General features: G+C 38.1%; 14 protein-coding genes and 1 riboswitch. Of the genes, 1 reads left to right on the top strand and 13 read right to left on the bottom strand.

Features of this window, described 5'->3' with window-relative positions:
• Positions 1–27: 27 nt before the first annotated feature.
• From RAH34_RS15165 to RAH34_RS15115, 11 genes are all read right to left on the bottom strand, one after another.
• Positions 28–762, bottom strand: coding sequence for a hypothetical protein (locus tag RAH34_RS15165; protein WP_306596674.1), 735 nt, complete (start codon positions 760–762; stop codon positions 28–30).
• Positions 763–1,219: 457 nt separating this feature from the next.
• Positions 1,220–1,720, bottom strand: a complete 501-nt coding sequence (locus tag RAH34_RS15160) for a hypothetical protein (protein ID WP_306596673.1) — start codon at positions 1,718–1,720, stop codon at positions 1,220–1,222.
• A gap of 57 nt (positions 1,721–1,777) precedes the next feature.
• Complete coding sequence (gene scpA / locus RAH34_RS15155; protein WP_306596672.1) at positions 1,778–3,895, bottom strand: methylmalonyl-CoA mutase; 2,118 nt, start codon at positions 3,893–3,895, stop codon at positions 1,778–1,780.
• 138 nt (positions 3,896–4,033) lie between these two features.
• Positions 4,034–7,048: a reprolysin-like metallopeptidase gene (locus RAH34_RS15150; protein WP_306596670.1), complete on the bottom strand. Its 3,015-nt coding sequence runs from the start codon at positions 7,046–7,048 to the stop codon at positions 4,034–4,036.
• A 137-nt stretch (positions 7,049–7,185) separates the two neighbouring features.
• Positions 7,186–9,288 carry a prolyl oligopeptidase family protein gene (locus RAH34_RS15145; RefSeq protein WP_306596669.1) on the bottom strand — a complete coding sequence of 701 codons (2,103 nt, stop codon included), beginning with the start codon at positions 9,286–9,288 and terminating at the stop codon, positions 7,186–7,188.
• 96 nt (positions 9,289–9,384) lie between these two features.
• Positions 9,385–10,062 (bottom strand): hypothetical protein, encoded by a 678-nt coding sequence (locus RAH34_RS15140; protein ID WP_306596668.1) that lies wholly within the window; start codon positions 10,060–10,062, stop codon positions 9,385–9,387.
• Between the two features lie 77 nt (positions 10,063–10,139).
• The gene (gene prfA, locus RAH34_RS15135; RefSeq protein ID WP_114822089.1) at positions 10,140–11,225 is read right to left on the bottom strand and encodes a peptide chain release factor 1; all 1,086 of its coding nucleotides are present in this window, start codon (positions 11,223–11,225) and stop codon (positions 10,140–10,142) included.
• Between the two features lie 147 nt (positions 11,226–11,372).
• On the bottom strand, positions 11,373–12,683 hold the full coding sequence (locus RAH34_RS15130; RefSeq protein ID WP_306596667.1) for an APC family permease: 1,311 nt from the start codon (positions 12,681–12,683) through the stop codon (positions 11,373–11,375).
• Positions 12,684–12,690: 7 nt separating this feature from the next.
• Positions 12,691–15,144: a TonB-dependent siderophore receptor gene (locus RAH34_RS15125; protein ID WP_306596666.1), complete on the bottom strand. Its 2,454-nt coding sequence runs from the start codon at positions 15,142–15,144 to the stop codon at positions 12,691–12,693.
• A 93-nt stretch (positions 15,145–15,237) separates the two neighbouring features.
• A riboswitch (SAM riboswitch) is annotated at positions 15,238–15,343 on the bottom strand.
• Positions 15,344–15,602: 259 nt separating this feature from the next.
• Positions 15,603–18,440 (bottom strand): alpha-amylase family glycosyl hydrolase, encoded by a 2,838-nt coding sequence (locus RAH34_RS15120; protein WP_306596665.1) that lies wholly within the window; start codon positions 18,438–18,440, stop codon positions 15,603–15,605.
• 191 nt (positions 18,441–18,631) lie between these two features.
• Positions 18,632–20,710 (bottom strand): T9SS type A sorting domain-containing protein, encoded by a 2,079-nt coding sequence (locus RAH34_RS15115; RefSeq protein ID WP_306596664.1) that lies wholly within the window; start codon positions 20,708–20,710, stop codon positions 18,632–18,634.
• A gap of 154 nt (positions 20,711–20,864) precedes the next feature.
• Between RAH34_RS15115 and RAH34_RS15110 the strand changes: the two genes are divergently transcribed.
• Positions 20,865–21,737, top strand: coding sequence for a helix-turn-helix transcriptional regulator (locus RAH34_RS15110; RefSeq protein ID WP_306596663.1), 873 nt, complete (start codon positions 20,865–20,867; stop codon positions 21,735–21,737).
• A 92-nt stretch (positions 21,738–21,829) separates the two neighbouring features.
• Here the strand turns inward: RAH34_RS15110 and RAH34_RS15105 are convergent, their stop codons facing one another.
• The gene (locus RAH34_RS15105) at positions 21,830–22,114 is read right to left on the bottom strand and encodes a hypothetical protein (protein WP_170872059.1); all 285 of its coding nucleotides are present in this window, start codon (positions 22,112–22,114) and stop codon (positions 21,830–21,832) included.
• 93 nt (positions 22,115–22,207) lie between these two features.
• Positions 22,208–23,815 (bottom strand): fumarate hydratase, encoded by a 1,608-nt coding sequence (locus RAH34_RS15100; protein WP_114822084.1) that lies wholly within the window; start codon positions 23,813–23,815, stop codon positions 22,208–22,210.
• Positions 23,816–23,995 lie beyond the last annotated feature (180 nt).

Genomic DNA, 23,995 nt, shown 5'->3' with positions numbered 1-23,995 from the left:
TGTTTTTGTTTTAAATAACAGCCGGACTTATTCGTCCAGTAAGCTTTCTGCAATCTCTGTTGCAGACATTGTGCAGGTAACATATTTCCTGCTTTTGATAAGTTTTCTTTCATACTTTTCTTTCCATGGATTCGATTTACATAAAATAGTCTTGTTCATAATCCCTATCACCTTATACTCTCCCAAATAGGAATCCAGTGCTGCATATTCTTTTTCCAGCTCCAAATCCAGGGGTTTGTAATGGGTAATCATATTGGGTTTTACCCTTAGAGCAAATCTCCACGGCTCAGTAAATTGGTAGTAGATTCCGAATATCTTACGGACAGGGCAATAATCTTCTTTCTTTTCAAAGTATTGTCTTTCTCTGTCGGTAAGTTCCCATTTTGGATAATTCCAGGAAAATGACGTAATATACCTGAGCTTCTGCTCTCTTTCTACATATATCTTTCTTCCGAACTTTCTTTTCTTTTTTAAAAATTTTCGGTTATCAGAATACATATAGGTATTTATCTTCTTTAAAATTCCTTCGAAAAAATCTCCGTCTTTGGATTGTTTTACATCCTCTCTTACAACAAAGAATCTTACAAATCCTTTTTGATAGGGTTTATCCAATGGTATCAACGGAAGATTTCTTCTTATTTTCCAGAGTTCTCTACTACATTTGTATTTTGTTCTTATCTGCTTTTCTACATCTTTTCTAATTGCTCTTTTTCTGCTTCTCACACTTCTCAGCCGGGAATGCAGAAGGTTATCATTTTCCATTGTGAACAGAAGTCTGATGTGAGATGTTGAAAACTTTAATGTTTTTTTATCTCACACAGCTTTAATCAACTAAAACACTAGTTGAATGGATTAATAATAGACGAAATAGTTCTGAGGAATATACCTCATCCTATTTGCCCTTGATGACACTAAAAAAGATTTCGGGAAAACTTGAAGTTTGAAATATTGCGCAATAAAAAACCCGAAATCTCTACGACTTCGGGTTCTGATATTTCATTGTACTGTTATTCTAAGAATGTACCAAACCGCGAAGCCTTACCACCATAAGTGGCAATCCAACTGTAGAATTCTGTTTAGTTCTGAACATTGCTTCGTTGTTTTTTATTGGTTAAACTTGATTTTCAGGTGCAAATATATACATTTTTCTGAAAATCAAAATATTTTTTAATAAAAAAGACTGGTAAAAAAAATAACCAGTCTTTTATTTATTGTGAAATTAATCTTTTGAACCCAGACTATCCATTTCGTCATCCATTCCTTTTACCTGATTGGAATGATAGACTCTTTCTGAGCCGAGAAAGTAAAGATTATGTCTTGCTTTGGCGATGATACCATTATATTCATCCTCAGTCATACCCTCCGGAATAGGGTCTCTTTTTTCTGAAGGTTTTCGGTAGACTTCAAGAGCTCCATATTCATTTAATACTTCTTTGGCAGCTTTTGCCTGTTCGAGATTATCGGTATAAACGATAACATTGCTTCTTCCTATGCTGTGTTTGCGGTAAGCATCCAACATTTCTGCATCGTGAGCAAAAACATAGTCGAAAAAATCCTGCGTCTGTTTATCTTCCTGATACTGATCAGCAGACATACCACTTTCTACTCTGGACTTTGAAATAATGATGTTTGCTTCGTCAAAGCCTTTTTCTTTTAATCCTTTTTTAATTTCCTCTGTATTTACAGTCACCGGAAATACTGAAACTACTGTATAAGCCATAATGAAATTTTTTCATTAAACTATACAAAAGCCATGCAAGTTAATCTCTACAAAGAATTAATTTAGAAATTTTTCCAGAATTTCGACGGCACATTTCGGAAGATTGGTTCCGGGTCCGAAAATAAAATCGGCACCGTTGGCATACAGGAATTCATAATCCTGTTGAGGAATTACTCCTCCTACAACGATAGTGATATCATCTGCTCCCAGCTTGGATAATTCTTCCACTACCTGCGGAACTAATGTTTTGTGTCCTGCAGCCAATGAAGAAACTCCTAAGATGTGAATATCATTTTCTACCGCTTGCTTGGCTACTTCTTCCGGTGTCTGGAACAATGGAGCAACGTCTACGTCAAATCCCATATCGGCAAATGCTGTGGCTACTACTTTTGCGCCTCTGTCGTGCCCATCCTGTCCCATTTTAGCAACCATTAGCCTTGGGCGTCGTCCTTCTTCTTCTTCAAATTTCTGAGTCAGATTAAGGGCTTTTTCAAAGTATTCGTTTTTACCGGCATTCATTGCGTATACACCAGAGATTGTTTTAATATTTGCTTTATATCTTCCAAAGGTTTCTTCCATCGCATCACTCATTTCGCCGAGTGTAACTCTTCTTCTTGCTGCTTCAATACATAATGCAAGAAGGTTTCCTTTTCCGGTCTGAGCGCTTTGGCGGATGTCATTCAGGATTTGCTCGACAGCTTCTGTATTTCTTTCTGCTTTGATGGTATTCAGTCTTTCAATCTGTTTTCTACGAACTTCGGTATTGTCAATGTCCAGGATTTCTATCTGATCCTGTTTCAATGAGGATTTGAATGAATTAACTCCGATAATGAATTCCTCACCACTATCGATCTTAGCTTGCTTTTTTGCCGCTGCTTCTTCAATTCTCATCTTTGGAATTCCGGCTTCGATAGCTTTGGTCATTCCTCCTTCCTGCTCTACCTCATCAATATACCTCATCGCTTCTTCAATCATCTGCTGAGTAAGGCTTTCCACAAGATTGCTTCCTCCCATCGGATCTACCACATCACATATTCCGCTTTCCTGCTGAAGGATGATCTGTGTATTTCTTGCAATTTTTGCGGAATAGTCGGTGGGAAGGGCGATGGCTTCATCCAGTGCATTGGTATGAAGGGACTGTGTTCCTCCTAATGCTGAAGATAATGCTTCAATAGCTGTTCTTGTGATATTATTGAAAGGTTCCTGTTCCGTTAAAGACCAACCTGAAGTTTGCGAATGGGTTCTTAGCGCCAGAGATTTTGGATTCTGAGGATTAAACTGTTTTAAAAGGGTTGCCCAGATATATCTTGCGGCACGCATTTTCGCAATTTCCATGAAATGATTCATTCCGATTGCCCAGAAGAAAGAGAGTCTTGGTGCAAAATCGTCTACGTTCATTCCTGCTTTGATTCCTGTTCTTACATATTCAAGACCATCTGCCAGTGTGTAAGCCATTTCAAGTACGGGTGTTGCACCAGCTTCCTGCATATGGTATCCGGAAATGGAAATGGAATTGAATTTCGGAATGTTTTGCGAAGTATATTCAAAAATATCTGCGATAATCTTCATGGAGGGTGCCGGCGGATAGATGTATGTATTTCTAACCATGAACTCTTTCAAAATATCATTCTGAATAGTTCCGGAAAGCAAATCCTGTTTTACACCCTGTTCTTCTGCCGCTACGATGTAGAAAGACAAAATTGGAAGTACCGCTCCGTTCATTGTCATGGAAACTGAAATCTGATCTAATGGAATTTCATTGAAAAGGATTTTCATGTCTTCCACAGAGTCTATGGCAACTCCTGCTTTTCCTACGTCTCCTACTACTCTTGAGTGGTCAGAATCATAACCTCTGTGTGTTGCAAGGTCAAATGCTACGGAAAGTCCTTTCTGACCTGCGGCAAGATTTCTTCTGTAGAAAGCATTGGATTCTTCAGCGGTAGAAAACCCGGCATACTGGCGGATTGTCCACGGTTTCTGAACATACATGGTGGAATACGGTCCTCTCAGATAGGGCGCAATTCCTGGAGAAGTCTGCGTTAATGATTCATCTTTTACATCTTTTTTTTCATAAGATGATTTAAGTTCAAGGCCGTCTTTTTCAAAATTGTAAATCTCTCTTTCCTGAGATGATACACTAAAATCCGGTTTTTTCACAGAAATTGTCTTTCGCATTCCAATTATTTTTGTCCCCGTAAAGTTAATTTTTTTGAGCGAAACATGAAACTTCTGTTAATATTCTGTTTTTCTTGATTTTAGTAAAAGAAAATGACCGGACAAATGTCCGGTCATTCTTATGGGTATATGGTCTGCTTATTTTTTGATAAGCTTCGTATTGTACGTATTTTTATCATCTTTAATAGTGATGACATACATCCCTTTAATCAATGAAGCTACATTGATTCGTTGTCCGTCAATCTGACCTTCCTGAGCTAATCTTCCGTCCGCAGTATAGATTTTGTAATCTGCTTTACCTTTAAGATTTTTCACTTCTACAAAAGTATCTGCAGGGTTAGGATAAATTGAAATTTCAGTTGATTTTACATCTTTGGTTTCATTTACCGCAAGGGTTTCTGAAATTTTCACAGAAAAGTCTTTGAATGAACCTTGTGAAATAACTCCTCCTCCCTGTACCGGAACCGATGGGCTTCCACATGGTCCTGTAGCAGCATTAAAGAATGTATTTGCCACTCTCATTCTCAGGAGTTTATCCCCAGCGTATGCAGTAGCTGGCACAGTGAATACCATAGTTCCTGTATATTGTCCATTAGCAGGAGGAACAGTTGTTTTAGTACCTACTTTTTCTGAAGCTTCAAAAACTCCGTTTCTGTTAAAGTCAATCCACACTTCCATTTTGTCATTATAACCTGCTGTGTTACCAACATTGAAATAAGACAATGTATATTGTGTTCCTTTGGTTAAATTAATTTGTTTAGTTGCATCTTCAGTAAAGTCCTGATAAGTACTGAAAATAGTTTTGTAAGTTAACTGAGAGTAAGCCAGATTCGCTAAGTTTAATTGAGCTAAACCACTGTTAAAGCTAAAGCTTGCAAAGCTGTTTCCACCTGTTGTCATTAAACAGTAATCTGAACCTGTTCTTAATCCTTTTGTTTTGAATGCATACGTAGAAGAGAACGCTCCAGGAACTGTATTCACTACTGCAGCTACCTGAGCTTCATAATTTGTTTCATCTTCAAGGGAGTTCAATACTACAAAATTGGTAGTGCTGGTAGCATTTGTCCAGTTAGATTCTCCCAATTTTCTATATTTAATGGCATATGTCGCTCCCGGAACGGCATTCCACCCAATAGTAGCAGACGTTTTCAAGATTTCTGTAGCTATTGATCCTACCCCTGTAGGAGCATCCGTTGTTGAAGTAGGAGCAGTTCCAACGATAATCTTAGGAGAAACAGCATAAAATACATTTCCGATGGCAGAAATTCTCAATTTGATAGCTCCTGTCAAACCAGAAGGCATTTGAGCGGTATAGCTTCCTGTGTTCGGGGTAGAAGCTACAAGTTCTGTCCATGTTGATCCGTTAACCAGATCAGTGGTATATTCAATTTTAACATTAGCAGCATTATATGGTGCACCGTTGGTATTAGCTACATCCCATGAAATTGTATTGGCTGCGTTATTGTATAATGTTGTATTATCAATAAGACCGGTAAATTTGAAAGGTCCGTCATTGGTAACTGTTACGGTAGTTTCCGCAGATACCAGCATTGGTCTAGAAGCATTCTCATCTCTTACAGTTACCGCATATTTAAGTGTTCTTGGAATATAAGAAACTGTTTCCCATTTCGTTTTATCCGTTAAAGATCCTCCCATTACAATAGGAAGGCTTGGTAAATATCTTCTTCCGCTTGCTACTCCAAAATAAGATCTTGTTATAGCTCCTTGTGCATTGTATCCCCAACCACTGTCTCCTGAGATTGAGTTGTAAGAATCTACACTATCATACTGTTCCCATGTATATTTAATAGGATCACTATCTGTAGCTGTAGCATCCAGATAATATGCGGTTCCTTTTGGAATACTGTAAGCAGGAAGCGCTGAAATTACCGGAGCTGTATTTGTTGTTATATTTTCTGATGTTCCACATCCGGGCTTACTGTCCAAACTGTTAAGAACCTGATTAATGGAAGAATAATGGAAATAAGCATCAGTAAAATTCTGAACATTATCTCCTGTAATTCCTGCATACCCCATAATAGTAGTTCCTCCTCCTGGTTCTATATTTACTCCGGAACCTTCAGAAACATGAGAGAATGTATGGTTACCTCCCAGCTGATGTCCCATTTCATGAGCAACATAGTCTATATCGAAAGAATCTCCTACCGGGTTTGTATTCTGTGTAAATGCGGATCCTTTTGCCAGTGAAGTATTTGTTGCAGGGTCAACGCATGTAGATCCTATAGACCCGGCGTTTCCGTTACCTCCGGAAGCATTGAAGACATGCCCCATATCATAATTAGCATTCCCTACTTGAGCTGTTAAAGTTTGCTGAAGTTGTAAATTTAAATTGCCGGTATAAGGATCTGCTGCAGGATCTGTAAAAATGATATTTGGAAGATCCTGAATAATAAGTTTAATAGCAAAATCTTTCTCGAAAATACCATTTACACGGGTCATCGTAGCATTCATCTGAGTAACCGTATTGGTTATTCCTCCGGAAGGATCAAATTTCTTTGTATATTCTCCTGTTGTTGAAAGTGCTAATCTGTACGTTCTGTATTTTGTACTTGCCGGTCTGTTTGTAATCCCTATATTAGAAAGATTTTTTTTTCCGTTGGATTCCAATACCTTGATATCTTTAAGGTTCTTTTCTTCCGTAGTACATTCAAAACCATGGTCTCCCTCAGCTCTTTTCGTTTTATAGAAAACCCCATAAACCTGCTTATCTGTAGTAATAGGCTCTATAAACTGGAATTTTCCGTCTTTGATAATCATCGACTGCATTTCAGTAGGTGCAGTACTGAATCTTACATATTTGCTAGGATCATCAACCCCTACTCCTACATAAGATCCCAGCTGATATCTTTCTGCCATGGATTTTTCCATCACAGGATCACTATAAACAGCAAATTTTTCAATTTTCCCTTCTGCTGTAGGCAGAGATACGATCACCGCCTGAGCTCCTTTACCTGTTTCTACAGCATCTTTCAGAATATTCCTAAGAGACTGCAAATCAAATTTGTAAGCATACTGAACTTCTACTTCTTTTCTGATCTCTGATGTTCTTTGTGAGGCCGGTTCCCACCTCTGTGCATGAAAGCTGGATAGCCCAGCAGCCAACGCACAAACTAGTAAAATTCTTTTTTTCATAATTACCTAAATAGTTTAGAATTAATAAACTTTAAATATCCGCCCTAAAAATAAGAATTATAAACATAACAACATAAAAAAAACAGTCAATTTTAAATAAAATCGACTGTTTGTTTAAATATTTTGCTTTTTTAGAGTTATTTCTTTATTCCCATCTCAAACAAAGCAAATGATATAAGATCTGCATTTTCACTGATCACCTGATCTGTTGACCTTCCTGCTCCGTGGCCTGCATTCTTCTCAATTCTTAAAAGAATAGGATTTTTACATGCTTGTTTTTCCTGAAGTTCTGCTCCAAATTTGAATGAATGTGCCGGAACCACTCTATCATCATGATCGCTGGTAATGATCATGGTAGATGGGTAGCAAGTTCCTGCTTTTACATTATGTACCGGAGAATAGGATTTCAGGTATTCGAACATTTCTTTGCTGTCTTCGGCAGTCCCATAATCGTAAGACCATCCTGCTCCGGCAGTAAATTTATTATACCTCAGCATATCAAGAACTCCAACTCCAGGGAAAGCTACTCTCGCAAGGTCTGGCCTCATTGTCATTGTTGCTCCTACCAGTAATCCTCCGTTTGATCTTCCTGACAGTGCCATGTATTCTTTTGAAGTATATCCTTTACTTTGAAGGTATTCTCCGGCGGCGATAAAGTCTTCAAAAACATTTTTCTTCTGCTGCTTAGTCCCGGCATCATGCCACTTTTTACCGTACTCACCTCCTCCACGGATATTTGGAACAGCGTAAATACCGCCATTTTCCATCCAGATGGCATTTACTACAGAGAATGATGGCTGCAGGCTGATGTTGAAACCTCCGTAAGAATACAGAATAGTAGGATTTTTACCGTCCAGTTTAGTTCCTTTCTTATAGTTGATCATCATAGGAACTTTTGTGCCGTCTTTTGAAGTATAGAATACCTGTTCCGAAACATAATCATCCGGATTAAACTTCACTTTAGGTTTCTGATAGACTTCAGACCTTCCTGAGTCTACATTGAATTTATACGTAGTTCCCGGCGTAATATAATTGCTGAAAGAGAAGTAAACATCTTTCTCCTTTTCTTTTCCTCCGAATCCTGAGATATTTCCTTTGCCAGGAAGCGTAATTTCTCTTACCAGTTTTCCGGTTTTATCAAACTGTTTTACCTGGTCTATGGCATCAATCATATAGGTTGCAAAGAAATATCCTCCTCCTGAAGAGATTGCCAATACGTTTTCAGTTTGTGGAATAACATCTTTCCATGTTGCAGGAGCCGGATTAGCGATGGTAGTTTTTACAAGACGCATATTCGGGGCATCTTTATCGGTAAAAATGAAAAGATCATCACCTTGTGTATCTACGATGCTGGCATTGATGTCAAATCCGCTCATAATTTGTACAAAGTCTCCTCCTTTTTTAAGGTCTTTTATATACAATTCATTACCATTTGTAGCATTAGCCGCAGAAATGATAAGATATCTCTGATCTTCAGAAACTCCGGCGCTCAGATATCTTCTTGGGGTTTTATCTCCTCCGAAAATCAATTTATCTTCAGACTGCTTTGTCCCCAGTTTATGAAAATATACTTTATGCTTATCCGTCATTCCGGAAAGTACCGTTCCTTCTTTAGGTTTGTCGTAGCTTGAATAATAAAACCCTTCGTCTCCCTGCCATGAAATTCCGCTGAATTTTACATCCAGTAAAGTTTCATCAATCTGTTTTTTAGTCACAGCATCGATGATGATAATCTTATTCCAGTCACTTCCTCCTTCAGAAATAGAGTAAGCAGCAAGGTTTCCTTTTTTATTGAATGAAAGATTGGAAAGAGAAGTCGTTCCTTTCTCTGAAAATTTATTAGGATCTAAAAATACTTCTGTAGCATTGGTCTTGTTGTTGGTTCTGTACAAAACAGACTGTGCCTGCAGACCATCATTTTTATAATAATAGGTATAATCCCCTTCTTTGAAAGGTGCTGAAATTTTCTCATAATTCCAGATATCTTTCAACTGGCTTTTGATTTTATCCCTGAACGGAATTTTAGAAAGGTAATTCTGACTGTAGGCAACTTCTTCATCTACCCATTTTTTAGTTGGTTCAGAGTCATTTTCCAGATCTCTGAAAGGATCAGAAACGGCTGTTCCGAAATAGGTATCTGTCTGGCTGCCTTTTAATGCTTTAGGATAAATCATTTTCTGAGAATAAAAAGATGCTGAAAACAACACTCCAGCGGTTAACAATACAGGTTTAAAATTCATACTGATCGGTTTTTCTCAAAAATACGCAAAGTATATGAAATAAAAAAAGCCCCTTTATATTGGGACTTCTTTATTCTTTATAATCGTACTTTTCGCCTATTCATTTGCTCCGAAGCTTTCAAAATAGAAGTCGGTAAGGTTGGAAACAATCTCATCCGGACTGCCATTCCAATAGTATATTTTATCTCCTTCTTTAAGTTCGTATAGACTAAAGTTCTGATCTGTTGTCACCATTTTATCAGCATTTTTAAAATCCTTAACTGCCTGAACCAAATATTTTTTAAGGTCTTCCGTTTTTATTTTGTTCAGATCTCCTTTTGGTCCGGAAGTCAGTTTTGATGGAACAAGAAAGCTTACGGAATAGCTTACTTCTGCAATCTTTTGTCCTTCAACGTGTTCGTTTGGAACAACTTTTACGTCTTTAACGGTAAGTTTTCCCGTTTTAAAGTTTCCAAACATAGCTCTGAAATAATCTTCAGCTTCTTTTTTACATGCCGCTGCCGTAGCTTTAGGAAAAGCAGCAAGAAAGTTCTCTACACTGCCATTGATCATTTCCTGTGATGTTTCTTTAAAATCCACCTGATACGCAGTCTGTCCGTCTACAGTAGGTTTTAAATAATCATTAAGCTTATTCAAAGCTGTATCATCATTACTCACGAAAGTACCAAAGAAGAGTTCAAAGGCTTCTTTTGGTTTCTTTACTTCTGTCTGAGCCATCAGTTGTTGTCCCATCATGGTCAATAACATCAGGAAAATAATTTTGTAGTTTTTCATAGTTGATATTTTGTTTTGTTATTGGGAAAAACAAAGCCCCTGAACAGTCAGAGGCTTTGTTTTTATTTATTTTTATTTTAATAATTCTCTTCTTCCCCTTTCATCTTCTCTGCATTTTCTGCCATGATTACAGCATCAATCATTTCAGAAATATCACCATTCATATAAGCATCAAGATTGTACATAGACTTATTGATTCTGTGATCTGTAACTCTACCCTGTGGATAGTTGTACGTTTTAATTTTTGCAGAACGGTCTCCTGTAGATACCATAGATTTACGTTGTGCCGCGATATCTCCCTGTACTTTCTGTAATTCAATATCGTATAGTTTTGTTCTTAGCATTTCCATTGCCAACTCACGGTTAGCCAGCTGAGAACGAGCCTGTTGACAAACTACAACAAGTCCTGAAGGTTTGTGGGTAAGCTGAACTTTAGTTTCAACCTTGTTTACGTTCTGACCACCGGCACCTCCTGAACGGGAAGTCTGCATTTCGATATCTGCAGGATTCAGTTCAAAATCTACTTCTTCAGCTTCCGGAAGAACAGCAATCGTGATGGCAGAAGTATGCACTCTTCCCTGAGATTCAGTTTCAGGTACACGTTGTACACGGTGAACTCCGGATTCGAACTTCATGATTCCGTAAACACCTTCTCCTTCCACTTTCATGATCAGTTCCTTGTATCCTTTTGCGGCTTCGTTAGAATCTGTTACTTCATGTCTCCATCCTTTTGTTTTGAAATACATGGTATACATTCTGTACACATCTTCCACAAAGATCGCTGCTTCATCACCACCTGTACCGGCACGTAATTCCACGATAACGTTTTTGTCATCTGCAGGATCTTTAGGGATCAGTAATACTTTCAGCTCTTCTTCAAGACCAGGAATTCTGGATTGCGCTTCCAGTTTTTCTTCTTTAGCCAGATCTACCAGATCTCTGTCTGAACCATCAGCTATGATTTCGTCAGATTCTGCAATACTATCCAAAGCGCCTTTATACTGATCGTAAACTCTTACAATTTTTCCCAAATCACTATATTCTTTGTTCAAAGAAGAATATCTTTTTTGGTCTGAAATGACATCAGGCTGTATAATAAGGTCTGCAACCTCATTATATCTTTGTTTTATAGCTTCTAATTTTGGAATTAATGATTTAGACATTGTAGAAATTTTGTGGGTGCAAAGATAAGGATTATTAATTCAAAATTAAAATTCCGAATCATCATAAATTTTTGAGCATTAGGGATAAAGGGTGCAAAAGCACAAAAAGGCTTATTTGAGAATTTGTTTATTCACCTTTCCGCGTCGTTAAGACTTGGTCTGAGATCCTTTAGAAAGTCTTTTGTCTATCAGATATAAAATAATTCCTACCGCGATAATTCCCAATCCTATCAAGCTTTCTTTAGGGTTATGAATGAATGTAAAATAGAGAATATAAAAACTAAATAGTAAAAAAACAGCCGGAAAAATATGGAATGCATTCGACTTAAAGATTTTTCTGTCTTTTTTCTTCAGGAAGAATACAGTAGAAATCGCCAAACTTGCAAAAAGCTGTAAAATAAAGGCTGTGTAGACAAAAATTTCTTTAAAACTTCCTGTCAGAATAATAACAGCTGCAATGATCGCATGAGCGAAAATAGCTCTTACCGGAATTCCTTTTTTATTACCCACAGATAATGGTCTCCAAATGGAGGTATGCTTTGCAAAAGCCTGCGTTAATCTTGATCCTACCCACAGATAACCACTGATGGTTGCAATAAGCTGCAGGGCAATAAAAATATTGACGATCTTTCCAAAAGCAGGTCCCAGCATATTGACAGCCGCTTCTCCCATCACATCTTCTTTTCCTGCCAATTGACTTACCGGAGCATGTTTCAACATAATATAGTTCACCAGAATATAACTTGCCGTTACGAAAACAGTTCCGATGATGAGCGATTTGGGAAGGTTTTTCTGAACATCTTTTATTTCTCCTGCAATATAAGATGCTGAATTCCAGCCTGTATAGGAATACGTTACAAATACCAGAGAGGTAGCAAATGCAGGAAGCATGATCTCATTCTGCCAGCTGTTACTGAAATTGAGACTGTTGCCTATCTGCGGTGAATCTGAAATTCCTACTCCCAGAATGACCAGTACAATAATAAAGGTTATTTTAATGAATGTGAAAAAGTTATGAAACCTACTGGATGTTTTCAGACTGAACGATAACGCAATGGCAACCAGAAAAATAGCAGCAATCGCAAATCCGTTTCCAAAAGAATACTCAAATACAGAAAGATATTTCGACATGGCTAAAGCAGCCAAAGCTACCGGAGAGGAAAATCCGATAATGAGTGAGATCCAGCTTATGAGATATCCGAAAATCGGATGATAGGTTTCTTTAAGATAAATAAAATCACCTCCGTTTCCTTTAAAATGTGAACCTAATTCTGCGTAGCAAAATGCCCCGAATAACGCAAGAACTCCTCCGATACTCCATAGCAGGAAAATACTGTAGGTGTTGGTAATATCGGAAAGCTGAAATCCCAGGGTGGTAAAAATCCCTGTTCCGATCATATTGGAAACTACGATGGCTGCGGCTGTTTTCCAGCCAATCTGATGTGAGGAAGTACTCATTTACTGATTAAAAATTAAAATTAAGCCTTCCGAAGAAATAATTCCCCAGCGTTCCCATCTGAACCGGTGCATATTTGAATACTCCATAATACGAATTCTTATAAATCTGGCGATCCGGGAAAACATCAAATACATTGTTGGCTCCTACTGTAAAATTGATACTTTTGGTGATATCATACCCAACACTGATGTCGGTTACTACTTTTGGGGAAAACTCCTGCACATCTCCAAACGGATATCCATCTCTTATTACCTTACCAAAATAGGTATTTCTTACGAGAAAACTGAACTTCCCGATTCCATAATTTAATCCTAATGAAGCTTTTGTTTTTGGAGACAGGGTTTCAATGATATTGATCTGATCCGGACCAAAAAACTGTTCCTGAGGTGTTCCTAAGTTTTCCGGAAAGTGGAAATCTGTGATTTTAGTTTCCGTATAGTTTCCGGCAAGATTGATATTTAATTTTCCCTTGCCAAGAATCCAGTCATAGGTTACTACGACATCAACTCCTTTGGTTTCGGTATCGATAGCATTTGCAAAAAATCTTCCGCTCTCTACCTCATTTCCCTGTCCTACTACCGCTGGATCTGACAATCTTGGATCTGTTATATTACCCGTAATAACGATTCTGTCTTTTACTTTAATGATATATCCATCTACGGTTATCAACAGTCCTTTTACAGGTTTTAAAGTAAATCCGGCACTTCCGTTTACAGAGGTTTCCTGTTTGAGTTTATCAAATCCAAGAATTTCAGCGGCTTTGCTGTCATTGCTAAAAATTCCCTTGGTGACAATCTTCTCGCCTGAAGTAGAAATATCGGCATAAGAGTTATTAAAATACTGCTGTTGCAATGATGGTGCTCTGAATCCTGTTCCCACCGCAGCTCTTACCGCATAGTTTTTTACAAATTCATACCGTACCGCAAGTTTTCCGTTCAGTGTATTTCCGAAATCTGAATAGTTTTCAAATCTTGCTGCTGCATCAATATTCAATTTTTTATCTAAATCATAGGAAACATCTGCATACACTGCGGTGGAATGTCTGTCTTTCTTCAATGCATTGTTGGGAGAAAATCCGATAAAGGATTGGGATCCACCCGCACCAAGCACTGTTGATCCTTCAGTGGCTACATTTCCATTGATGTCATATTGGGTATAAGAAGCTTCATCACCAGCTTTGATCTGGTATTGTTCAAACCTGAACTCACCACCGAAAGCAATATTGAAACGGTTTATATTTTTGGAAACATCAAGATTAATGGTATTTTGAAGAAAGCTATGCGCTCCGGCATAAAAACGGGTTGGAGATTTTGCTCCCAAAGAAGCATTATTCGTATCGTTTACATTATAATTGAAGGTATTGCTTCCAAAGGTATTGCTAAGGTCAAAAAACCAGTCGTTAACATTATATTTTGCTCCTACAGCATAAGAAACATCGTATACCTGAGAGGCCAGAGTAGCCTGAAATCCATTCGGATAAATGGATAAAACGACATTAGATTTTTCGCTAGGAAGCCTTCTGAAACCAAAGCCATTTCCTTCTTTGATGCTGAATCCTCCAAAAGAATACAGTTTAAAATTGTCATTAAAAGGATATTCTGAATTGAAAAACAGCTGTCCCTGTCTAATCTGGGCATCTCCGATCTGAAAATTAAAGTCATCACGCATTAATCCTCTTTTTGCAATTTCTGCATCATCTGCGGCTCTGGCAGCTTTTACGGCTTCTGCATCACCAGCAAATTCATAGGCAAAATTATCTCCGAAAATATCCAGGTCGTGATTTTGTGTTCTTGTGGTTTTTCCTCTGTGGCTTAGCTGTAATGAAAGATTAATATAGCCTTCTTTCTTTCCTAATGATGCTCCGTAGTTAACTCCTGCCTGGTAAGTATCTCCATCATTTCTTCCACTTAATCCATAAGTAAGGCTTGCTGAAGCTCCGGCATTTTTCTTAAGAATTATATTGATTACTCCTGCAATGGCATCAGAACCATATTGTGCAGCAGCTCCATCTCTTAGCACTTCAATTCTATCAATTGCAATGACGGGAATGGTACTCAAATCTGTTCCTACAGAGCCATTTCCTACGGTATTCTGATAATTTACCAAAGAAGTAGAATGTCTTCTTTTTCCGTTAAGCAGCACCAAAACCTGATCGGGTCCCATACCTCTCAAAGTAACAGGGTCAATATGTTCTGTCCCATCAGAAGCAGACTGTCTCACTGCATTGAACGATGGAATCACATAGTTCAGGAGATCCTGAGCCGTCATTTGCGGAGAACTTCTCTGGATTTTATCGATGTTGATTACATCTACAGGAACAGGGGTCTCAAGCTTTGTTCTTTTGACATTACGGTTTCCGACGATGATAATATCTTCGATCTCTTTTCCTTTTTCCTCACTTTCCTGAGCAGCGACCAGAATTGCTCCAAGCAATAATACAGCTGTGCTTAATTTTTTCATTTTTGTTCTTGCCAATTAATACTACCAATCTGACGGATCTTTCCGCAGATACACAAGACTTCAAGAAATGGAATTCATATAGAGTATTGACTTCACTTATCTCCCCCAAAGGGTTGGAATTAGCACCTTTACACTCTTGGAAACGTGTAGGTTGCTAAGGTTTCAACGGGCCAAATCCCTCCACCTTTCTTGATAAATCTACTGCAAAAGTAGACTATTTTTTTTAATGTACAAAAAATGGCAAACCTGCTCTGCTGCAAATTTGCCTTTTATTATTTTATAGAACTTGTTTACACTTTTATTTTCGAACCATTAAGATGTAATAAGAGTTTAAGAGTATTAAGATTAGCTTCGCTTTAAGCTTAAAAATCAGAATGATCCATCTTAACGGTACTTTACTTCTTAAATAGCCCTTAATGGTTCAAAATATTACAAATCAACAACTTCATAATTTGTTTTTATTGAACCATCATCTTTTGAATAGCAATTCCTGTATCCGATTTCAGCTGCACCAGATAGGTTCCTGCCGGATAACTGACTTTCGCTTCATAGGTACCGTTTTCTTTATCCAGTTTGAAAGAATCCATTCTTTTACCGGTCATATCAAAAATTGAAATCTCACCATTTTTTGCTTTACTGAAAACGAGTTTAGCGATTCCGTTTCGGATTGGATTATCTGCAATCTGAAGAGATAATTTGTTGGCGGCATTGACATCTACTGTTGACAAAGCACCTGCATAATTTCCAAAGATTCTGAATTCTCCAGGTTGTAAAGTGATCGGCGCTGTGGTGGAAGCTATATTCGAAATACTGTTGTCCATCAGATTCTGCCATTGGCCTGTGTAAGGAAAATAAGGAACAACATTCTGCGCGGAAGTCGTATAATTGGCCAACACTACCACATTCTTTATTCCTGTTGTAATAGCCGCATCATATACATAAATTCTTGTGATCAGTCCGGTAGGATCGTTCGTAAGGTTATTGGATTCTATACTGTAGGTTTTAGATTTAAAAACCGGGTAGGTATTTCTGATATTGATGATTTTAGCCCATGTATCATATACTGCCTTTCTGTTCACATTGGTATCATACCCTAAAGTAAATGCAACAGGTTTTTCATCGGTTCTGCATCCGCTGTCTATGGTACCGTTTGCACATCTGTTGATGCTGAATTCATATCCTAATTCACCAAACTGCCAGATCATCTTCGGACCTGGAATGGTAAAGAAAGTTGCCCCGAAAGTTTTCATTCTTTCAAGAGCGGTATTCAGATCTTTTACATTATAACTTCCGTTAACTGCGCCATAGGCAAGGTTTTTAAACATCAGTCTCTCTTCATCATGGCTTTCTCCATAGCCTACGGCACTCATATTGGTGAAGCCGTGAAGGCTGTGATTCATGCGGTCATAATTGCTGTTTTCCTGATAGCCCATCGTATTCTGGTTGTAAGGATCGGTCTGTTTATTCCAAAGCATAACGCCTTTTCCTTCTGTGATTCTGTAGTTCGCCCATTGCTGTTCTTCTGCATCGGTTCCCAAATGTTCGAAGATCATGTAAGAATTGGGATCAATAGCCCATTGTTTATCAGCATAATTTTTCATGATATCCACTCTGTCCTGCTGGTAGGCATTGGTACAGGCCTCATCGTTTTCAGAACAGCTTTGCGTAAATCCTTTGGTTAAATCCCAACGGAAGCCATCTATGTGATATTCTGTAAGCCATTGCTGAAGGCATCTTTCAACGTAATATTGCGTTGAAAGGCTTGTATGGTTAAAATCATTGAATACATTATATGAATGTTTCGGGACCTGATTAAAGTAAGGATTATTCGGTGCAACATCGCCATAGCCATCACCATCCGGATCTACATTCCAAAGTCTTACCAAAGGAGAACGTCCTGTAGCATGATTAAATGCTACATCCAGAATGACTGCAATTCCGTTCTGATGGCATAGATCAACAAATTCTTTGAATTTTTCCGGAGTTCCATACGCTTTATCTAAGGCGTAATGGAAAGAAGTATTATAGCCCCAGGAAAGATTTCCGTCAAATTCCATGATCGGAAGTAATTCTATGGCATTGATCTTTAAGTTCTTTAAATACGAAATTTTATCAATTAATGACTGCCAGTTCTTTTCCTGCGTGAAGTCCCTCAATAATAATTCATAGACTACCAGATCTTGTTTTGCAGGTCTTTGAAAATTGGTAACCTGCCAGTTATAAGCGGTCTGTCCGGTTTTAAATGTTGAAACTTCAAAACCCTGTCCGGCAGGGAATGCTGGTAAGTTCGGGTAGGTAGAAGCTGAAATCCACGGGTCATCGTAAGAAGATAATATTTGTGGTGAATAAGGGTCTGCTACTTTCCTCAAATCATTGGTTCTGTATTGGAAGGTATAGAGCTGCTGAGGAGTAATTCCATTGAGCTCTATCCAGTAGAGGTCAGGATTTGTGGTATCTTTTTTCATTAAATAAGTATCATTCACTGCCCAGTTATTGAAACTTCCGATGACATGGACAAAGCTTTTCCCCGGGGCATATAAAGCCAGCCCTACTTTGGTAGGATCTGTCGGGTGGTAATTGATTCCCTGTCTAATCCAGTTCGGTATTGCTTCAGAAACAACATTTCGAGGAACCTGTAAGATAAATGTTGCCGTTTTAGAATTGGTTCCCTGTGTGGCCACAAGTTCCATGCTGGCATCCTGAGTAACTGTATAACTGTAAGAATAAGACTGTGAAGGCGTTGTTGTTGAATTGACAACAGTTCCGTTGGCTTTTAGCTGAAATGTAGCATTGGCACTTGCCGTCGCCGTAATAGTAATGGAATTTCCCGTAGGAACTGAAGTGAGGCTGTTCGCCAATGGATTTGTAAGCGTCAAGCTTAAAGTACCTACGTTTACAAAAATATCGGGTGAAGTCTGATGCGATCCTGTTTTATCTTTTAATAAAAATCCAAATCTTCCGATTCCTGTTCTTCCGAAAAATGAAGTTGGGGTAAATGTTATTGAATAGCTGTCTGTTGTGGGATTATAATTCAGCTTATTCAGATCATTGGAATTATTCCAGCTGCCATTGGTAGGACAATCCTGGCTGTTCTGATAATTGGTGTCAAACGACCAGGTCCACATATAAATGGCATTATTGGAAACTCCCCAGGCAGATTCATCAATCTGATCCCCAGGAACCGTAAGCGTAATGACATCTGTTTCATTGAATGAATTAGGAGAAATAGTATAATTGATCTGTCCAAAAACACCTATTGTAATCAGCAGAAAAACAACGGAATAAAATTTTCTCATATCTTATTTTTTATCGAATATAGTGTTATTTTTTATTCGTAACCATCATTTTGAATCAGTTTTCGGGAAATATTTCATTTTTTTGGAAAAAATCAAATAAAAAAAGACTCATGAAATTTCATGAGCCTTCCAATAAAAGTAATTGTAATGAACTAATTCTTTTGGGCAAAAATCTTTGTATTGAATTTCGCTTAATTTTTTATAATCTTTTTAGAAATGGATTGTCCATTCTTTAATTTCAATTCTACTATATACAATCCTGAAGGAAGTTCAGCCATGTTGATCTGATTATCCGAGAACTGTACATTCATTCTTTGTCCTACAGCGTTCACAACGTTTACTTTTTCAATCCCTGAATCAGCTTTAACTATAAGAATTCCTTTTGTAGGATTAGGATACATTCCAATGACAGATTGATTCAGTTTGGTATCTGAAGTACCCAAAGAAGAGGTAGGCTTGATGCATCTTACTGATGATCCCTGCCCTCTCATAGCACCAGCAGACGGATTGGCAATCGTAGATCCGATATACAGATATTTCCCTCCTAAACTTGATGTATCTGAGCTCCAGAAATACCCTCTTTGCCCTACAAAAGTAAAGTTCCCGTCACTGGAGCTTCTGTAGCCTCCCGCAGGTAATTTAAGATGGCTGTTATAAGCAGTGGTCGGGTTAGAAATACTTTCAGCTCCTATTAAAGTTGTCCACTCTGCCTGAGAAGGCATTTTCCAGTCTGCTCCTATTGCTTTACAAGGATCTATCCCTACAGAGGCATTTACATCTGCAAGGGATGTCCCATTCCATGTATCTCCACTTGCAAAATTTGCCCACCATGCCGGAGATCCTGCAACATAAGCTCCCACAGTGGTACTTGCTCCTTCCGGATTATTAGGAGATGGCGCTGGTACAATCTGAGAATTTCTAAGCTGATGTCCGTCATCCCATCTTCCCCATTGGAAAAGATCTCCATAAGAATTCGCATCCGCTACTGACGAAGCCACCTGTGTACTTCCCAGGTTCTGCTGAAGCCAGATTTTTCCGTCTGCTCCTCTTACGGTAGTATAAGCAACCTGTTGTCCACGATACATAAAACTTACGCAGCCAACATCACCTACATTTGCTCCAGGGTCTGTGTTGCTGCATGTTTGTGGATTAAGGTTCAGAGAAATTCTTTTCACCTTTGTTGTATTGTCGGAATAAGCCAGCACCAAATAATTCTGTGCCTTATCTATCGCTAAATCATTGTATTTTGCTTCCCCATCTGAAACAAAATCTCCTCCAAATGGAACCCAATTCTGAGTGTCATCTAGTTTATAAACTGTATTTCTCAGAAAGTCATCATTTTCAAAACGGCTGGCCACCACGTAAGGTTTTCCGGATTCTGTTACGGCTAACGCAACATGCTGTACTCTTCCCTCTGAGAAGTTGGCATTTCCAACCTGTACCCAGGAGTTGCCGTCAAATTTCCTGACGTTCACTTTTTTTCCTCCTGAAGAGTTGGATACATATGCTACATAGATTGTATTCGCGCCGTCTAAAGCAATATCAGCATTGTACTGTTCCCCTGACGAAGAAGCATCAGCTGCCGCTCCTCCTACCAAACTCCAGTTTTGTGCTGAACTGGCATCTGTACTGTTCTGATATACTTTTATCCCTCCGGAAACATTGCAGGTATACACCATATTATTGGTTCCTATGACCATTTCAGCAAATTCCGCACCTCCGGAAAAACCAGCATTTCCTACCTGTTCCCACACACCTCCGGAATATTTTTTTACAGTTCCGGAACCGTAAGATCCATAAGTAAATATAATATTATCGGAGGATACTGCAGAAGCCTGATAATTTACCGGGCTGTCCGTAGCATTCGGAAGCTGGGACCATAAAGAGCCTGTAAATAAACGTACTTCCATCCCGGAGCCCGGATAACCAAGCTGATTGGTATAATAAATACTGTTTCCGTTTGGACTTATAGACAATGAGTTGTAAGTGGCAGTTCCTGTAGTAACTCCGGGTGTTCCCCCTAAGTAAGACCATGAGTTCCCGTTAAATTTCTGAACGGAGCCTTTAGCTACTGAAACATCATAATAGGATAGATAATAGTTTCCCGAGTTATCAATAACAACATTATTAAAACTGCTTCCTCCTGCAGATACATCCTGAACGCCTCCTACATTTTCCCATTGCTGGGCATACATATAGCTTCCAGCAACGGTTAGCAATGCTAATCCTGTTCTGATTTTCCGTATTGCAAAATGTAAATCTTTAAACATATGAAATATTATTTTTAATTATTCTAAATTTAATTTAATTTTGCGCAAAAGTACTTCACATCATCAACCCCGAGTTATCATTTCCGAACTTTTGGTTATCCTGCGAAGGACTTTTACCTTAAGAAGTTGTACCATGGCTGTAAAAATGTGTTGTATGAGGAGTCAATCAAAAAGTGGACATTTGTTCATATCCGAAGACATCAAAATCATCATGCAGGAAGACCTGTGTCCTGATCAATCCTTCAAGTCTCATATACTGGAGGGGAAGTCAAGTTTTAATCTGATTTTTCTGTTGAGTGAGGGCATTAATTTAGAAGGTCATGATTGTGGCACCCAGTTTTTATTCAAGAAAAATCAATATATACTTCATTATTCTCCTAAAGAAAGTGTTGCGGAACTATGGACAGAAAATCAGGAAATTCTGAGGTATCTGCAGATTCAGATCAATTATCAATATATTTTTAACCTTATCAATCCGGAACTTAATCGTGAGAATGCTGAGATTCTGGAAAATATGATTCATAATAATTTTATATTCCTTCATAAAGAAACTCCGCCGGATATGACAGTTGAAATGCATATGATTGTAAAAGAGATTCTGGATTATAATAAGAAAGGAATCATGCAGAAGTTATTTATAGAAGCAAAGATCATCAAGCTTCTTATCCTGATCTTTGAGCAATTTAATGAGAAAAACATTCTCGAGGATACTCCAAAGACTCCCGAAATGATCAGGAAATTCATTGATGAAAATTATCACAGGAATATAAAAGCGGAAGAAATAGGAAAATATTTTGGGCTGAACCAGAATATCATCAGAAAGGAATTTAAAACTCAGTACCATACAACGATTGCTCATTATATTTCAGAACTCAGAATGCTGAAAGCCAGGAAACTGATCACTAATAAAGAAATTATGATCAAAGAGATTGCTATTGAATGCGGGTATGAGTACCTCCAGAACTTTACACGGGCTTTTAAAAAGAAATTTGGGGTATCTCCTGAAAGTCTGAGGAATAATAAATAGAAAAACCGCTTAATTGCTTAAGCGGTTTATATATGTTGTTTTGCTTTGATATTACTTTTTCAGAATTCAGGTGAAAAAGCAATGACAATCAATTAATGATGATGTCCGTGATCGTGAAGGAAAGGTCCGTTTCCTTTAGGCTCGCTATAGATAACTTCTACACCTTCCTGCTCAGAAATAAGCTTTCTTCTGATATCTTCAGGATCGAAAGGCTTTACTTTTCCGAAATACTCTTTCAAACCTTCAGTTAGCCACATTGGGATTACTAATCCGAAGAACATAAAAATACACCAGAATCCTACTAAGAACATAGTAATGAAGAATATAGTCCAAAGGAACTGGTAGAACGGCCAAAATGCTGATAATATCGTTATCATTCTCTTAAAGATTTTAGGCAAAAATAGAACTTTTTTCCTTTTTACACAAAAGATCAGCGTTCTATTTTCTTATTTATTTTAATTTTAAACTAATTAGTGAGCCAGATTTGCGAAGAAATCATTGCCTTTATCATCGGAAATGATGAATGCAGGGAAGTCTTTTACTTCAATTTTTCTTACCGCTTCCATTCCTAATTCCGGGAAGTCTACTACATCTACAGACACAATATTGTCTTTCGCAAGAATAGCAGCCGGTCCTCCGATAGACCCAAGATAGAAACCTCCGTATTTATGACAAGCATTGGTAACATCTTTACTTCTGTTTCCTTTTGCCAGCATAATCATACTTCCACCATGGCTCTGGAACTCGTCTACGTAAACATCCATTCTTCCGGCAGTAGTAGGTCCGAAACTTCCTGAAGCCATTCCTTCCGGAGTTTTTGCAGGTCCAGCGTAATAGATTGGGTGATTTTTGAAATATTCAGGCATTGGTTTCCCGCTGTCGATAATTTCTTTGATTTTTGCGTGAGCAATATCTCTTGCTACGATTAATGTTCCGTTCAGTTTTAATCTTGTTTTGATCGGATATTTGGAAAGCTCGGCAAGAATTTCCGGCATTGGCTTGTTCAGGTTAACCTCAACAGCTTCTTCCAGATGTGGAGGAGTATCAGGTAAGAATCTTTTCGGATCCTGCTCTAATTGCTCCAGGAAGATTCCTTCTTTTGTAATTTTTCCTTTGATATTTCTGTCTGCAGAACAAGATACACCCATTCCTACCGGGCAAGATGCAGCATGTCTCGGAAGTCTGATCACTCTTACGTCGTGTGTAAGGTATTTCCCTCCAAACTGAGCTCCAATGGCACTTTCCTGACAGATTTTCTGAACTTTAGCTTCCCATTCAAGGTCTCTGAAAGCCTGTCCGGCCTCATTTCCTTCTGTCGGAAGATTATCGTAATATTTTGCAGATGCTTTTTTTACTGCGGCAAGATTCGCTTCTGCTGAAGTTCCTCCGATTACCAATGCTAAGTGGTAAGGTGGGCAGGCAGCTGTTCCAAGGTCTGAAATCTTTTCTTTAATGAATTCTTCAAGAGATTTTTCGTTCAATAAAGATTTCGTCTTTTGATATAAGAATGTTTTGTTGGCAGAACCACCTCCTTTTGTTAAGAATAAGAATTCATAATAATCTCCTTTTTTAGCATAGATATCAATCTGTGCTGGAAGGTTAGACCCGGAATTCTTCTCATCAAACATCGTTAAAGGAACTACCTGAGAATATCTTAGGTTTCTTTTCTGATAGGTATTGTAAATTCCTTTGCTCAGGTATTCTCCATCTTCTACTCCCGTGTACACATTTTCCCCTTTCTTCCCCATTACGATAGCTGTTCCCGTATCCTGGCATGAAGGAAGAGCTCCCTCAACTGCTACGGCAGCATTCTGTAAAAGGTTATATGCAACAAATCTGTCATTATCTGTAGCTTCAGGATCATCAATAATTCTTCTAAGGCTTTCTAAGTGTGAAGAACGAAGCATGAAAGACACATCTGCCATCGCTTCTTCAGCTAACAGTTCCAATCCTTTAGGATCTATTGTTAAAATTTCTCTGTCACCCAGTTTTTCAACCTTTACATAGTCTGATGTAAGCTTCTTGTACACCGTATCATCTTTCTGAATAGGATACGGATCCTGATATCTAAAATCCATTCAATTTTTGTTTCTACAAAAATACGCCTCCTTTAAAAAAATATGAGTAAAATCAGTCATTTAAATTGATATTTATAATGATTATAAATTGGAGGTTTCTGAGTTTATAAGTACCTTTATAGAAGCAAAATAAACAAAGCCAAAACATTATTTTTTTCATTAAACATAAATAATGTTTAC

The sequence above is a fragment of the Chryseobacterium sp. WLY505 genome (assembly GCF_030846215.1).
Lineage (GTDB): Bacteria > Bacteroidota > Bacteroidia > Flavobacteriales > Weeksellaceae > Chryseobacterium.
The sequence above is the reverse complement of the archived record's forward strand: the minus strand, read 5'-3'. Positions and strand labels throughout refer to the sequence as shown.

Excerpts from the sequence above, each read along its gene's own strand:
- RAH34_RS15165 (WP_306596674.1), bottom strand. The coding sequence starts at position 762 with ATGGAAAATGATAACCTTCTGCATTCCCGGCTGAGAAGTGTGAGAAGC.
- RAH34_RS15160 (WP_306596673.1), bottom strand. The coding sequence starts at position 1,720 with ATGGCTTATACAGTAGTTTCAGTATTTCCGGTGACTGTAAATACAGAG.
- scpA (WP_306596672.1), bottom strand. The coding sequence starts at position 3,895 with ATGCGAAAGACAATTTCTGTGAAAAAACCGGATTTTAGTGTATCATCT.
- RAH34_RS15150 (WP_306596670.1), bottom strand. The coding sequence starts at position 7,048 with ATGAAAAAAAGAATTTTACTAGTTTGTGCGTTGGCTGCTGGGCTATCC.
- RAH34_RS15145 (WP_306596669.1), bottom strand. The coding sequence starts at position 9,288 with ATGAATTTTAAACCTGTATTGTTAACCGCTGGAGTGTTGTTTTCAGCA.
- RAH34_RS15140 (WP_306596668.1), bottom strand. The coding sequence starts at position 10,062 with ATGAAAAACTACAAAATTATTTTCCTGATGTTATTGACCATGATGGGA.
- prfA (WP_114822089.1), bottom strand. The coding sequence starts at position 11,225 with ATGTCTAAATCATTAATTCCAAAATTAGAAGCTATAAAACAAAGATAT.
- RAH34_RS15130 (WP_306596667.1), bottom strand. The coding sequence starts at position 12,683 with ATGAGTACTTCCTCACATCAGATTGGCTGGAAAACAGCCGCAGCCATC.
- RAH34_RS15125 (WP_306596666.1), bottom strand. The coding sequence starts at position 15,144 with ATGAAAAAATTAAGCACAGCTGTATTATTGCTTGGAGCAATTCTGGTC.
- RAH34_RS15120 (WP_306596665.1), bottom strand. The coding sequence starts at position 18,440 with ATGAGAAAATTTTATTCCGTTGTTTTTCTGCTGATTACAATAGGTGTT.
- RAH34_RS15115 (WP_306596664.1), bottom strand. The coding sequence starts at position 20,710 with ATGTTTAAAGATTTACATTTTGCAATACGGAAAATCAGAACAGGATTA.
- RAH34_RS15110 (WP_306596663.1), top strand. The coding sequence starts at position 20,865 with ATGAGGAGTCAATCAAAAAGTGGACATTTGTTCATATCCGAAGACATC.
- RAH34_RS15105 (WP_170872059.1), bottom strand. The coding sequence starts at position 22,114 with ATGATAACGATATTATCAGCATTTTGGCCGTTCTACCAGTTCCTTTGG.
- RAH34_RS15100 (WP_114822084.1), bottom strand. The coding sequence starts at position 23,815 with ATGGATTTTAGATATCAGGATCCGTATCCTATTCAGAAAGATGATACG.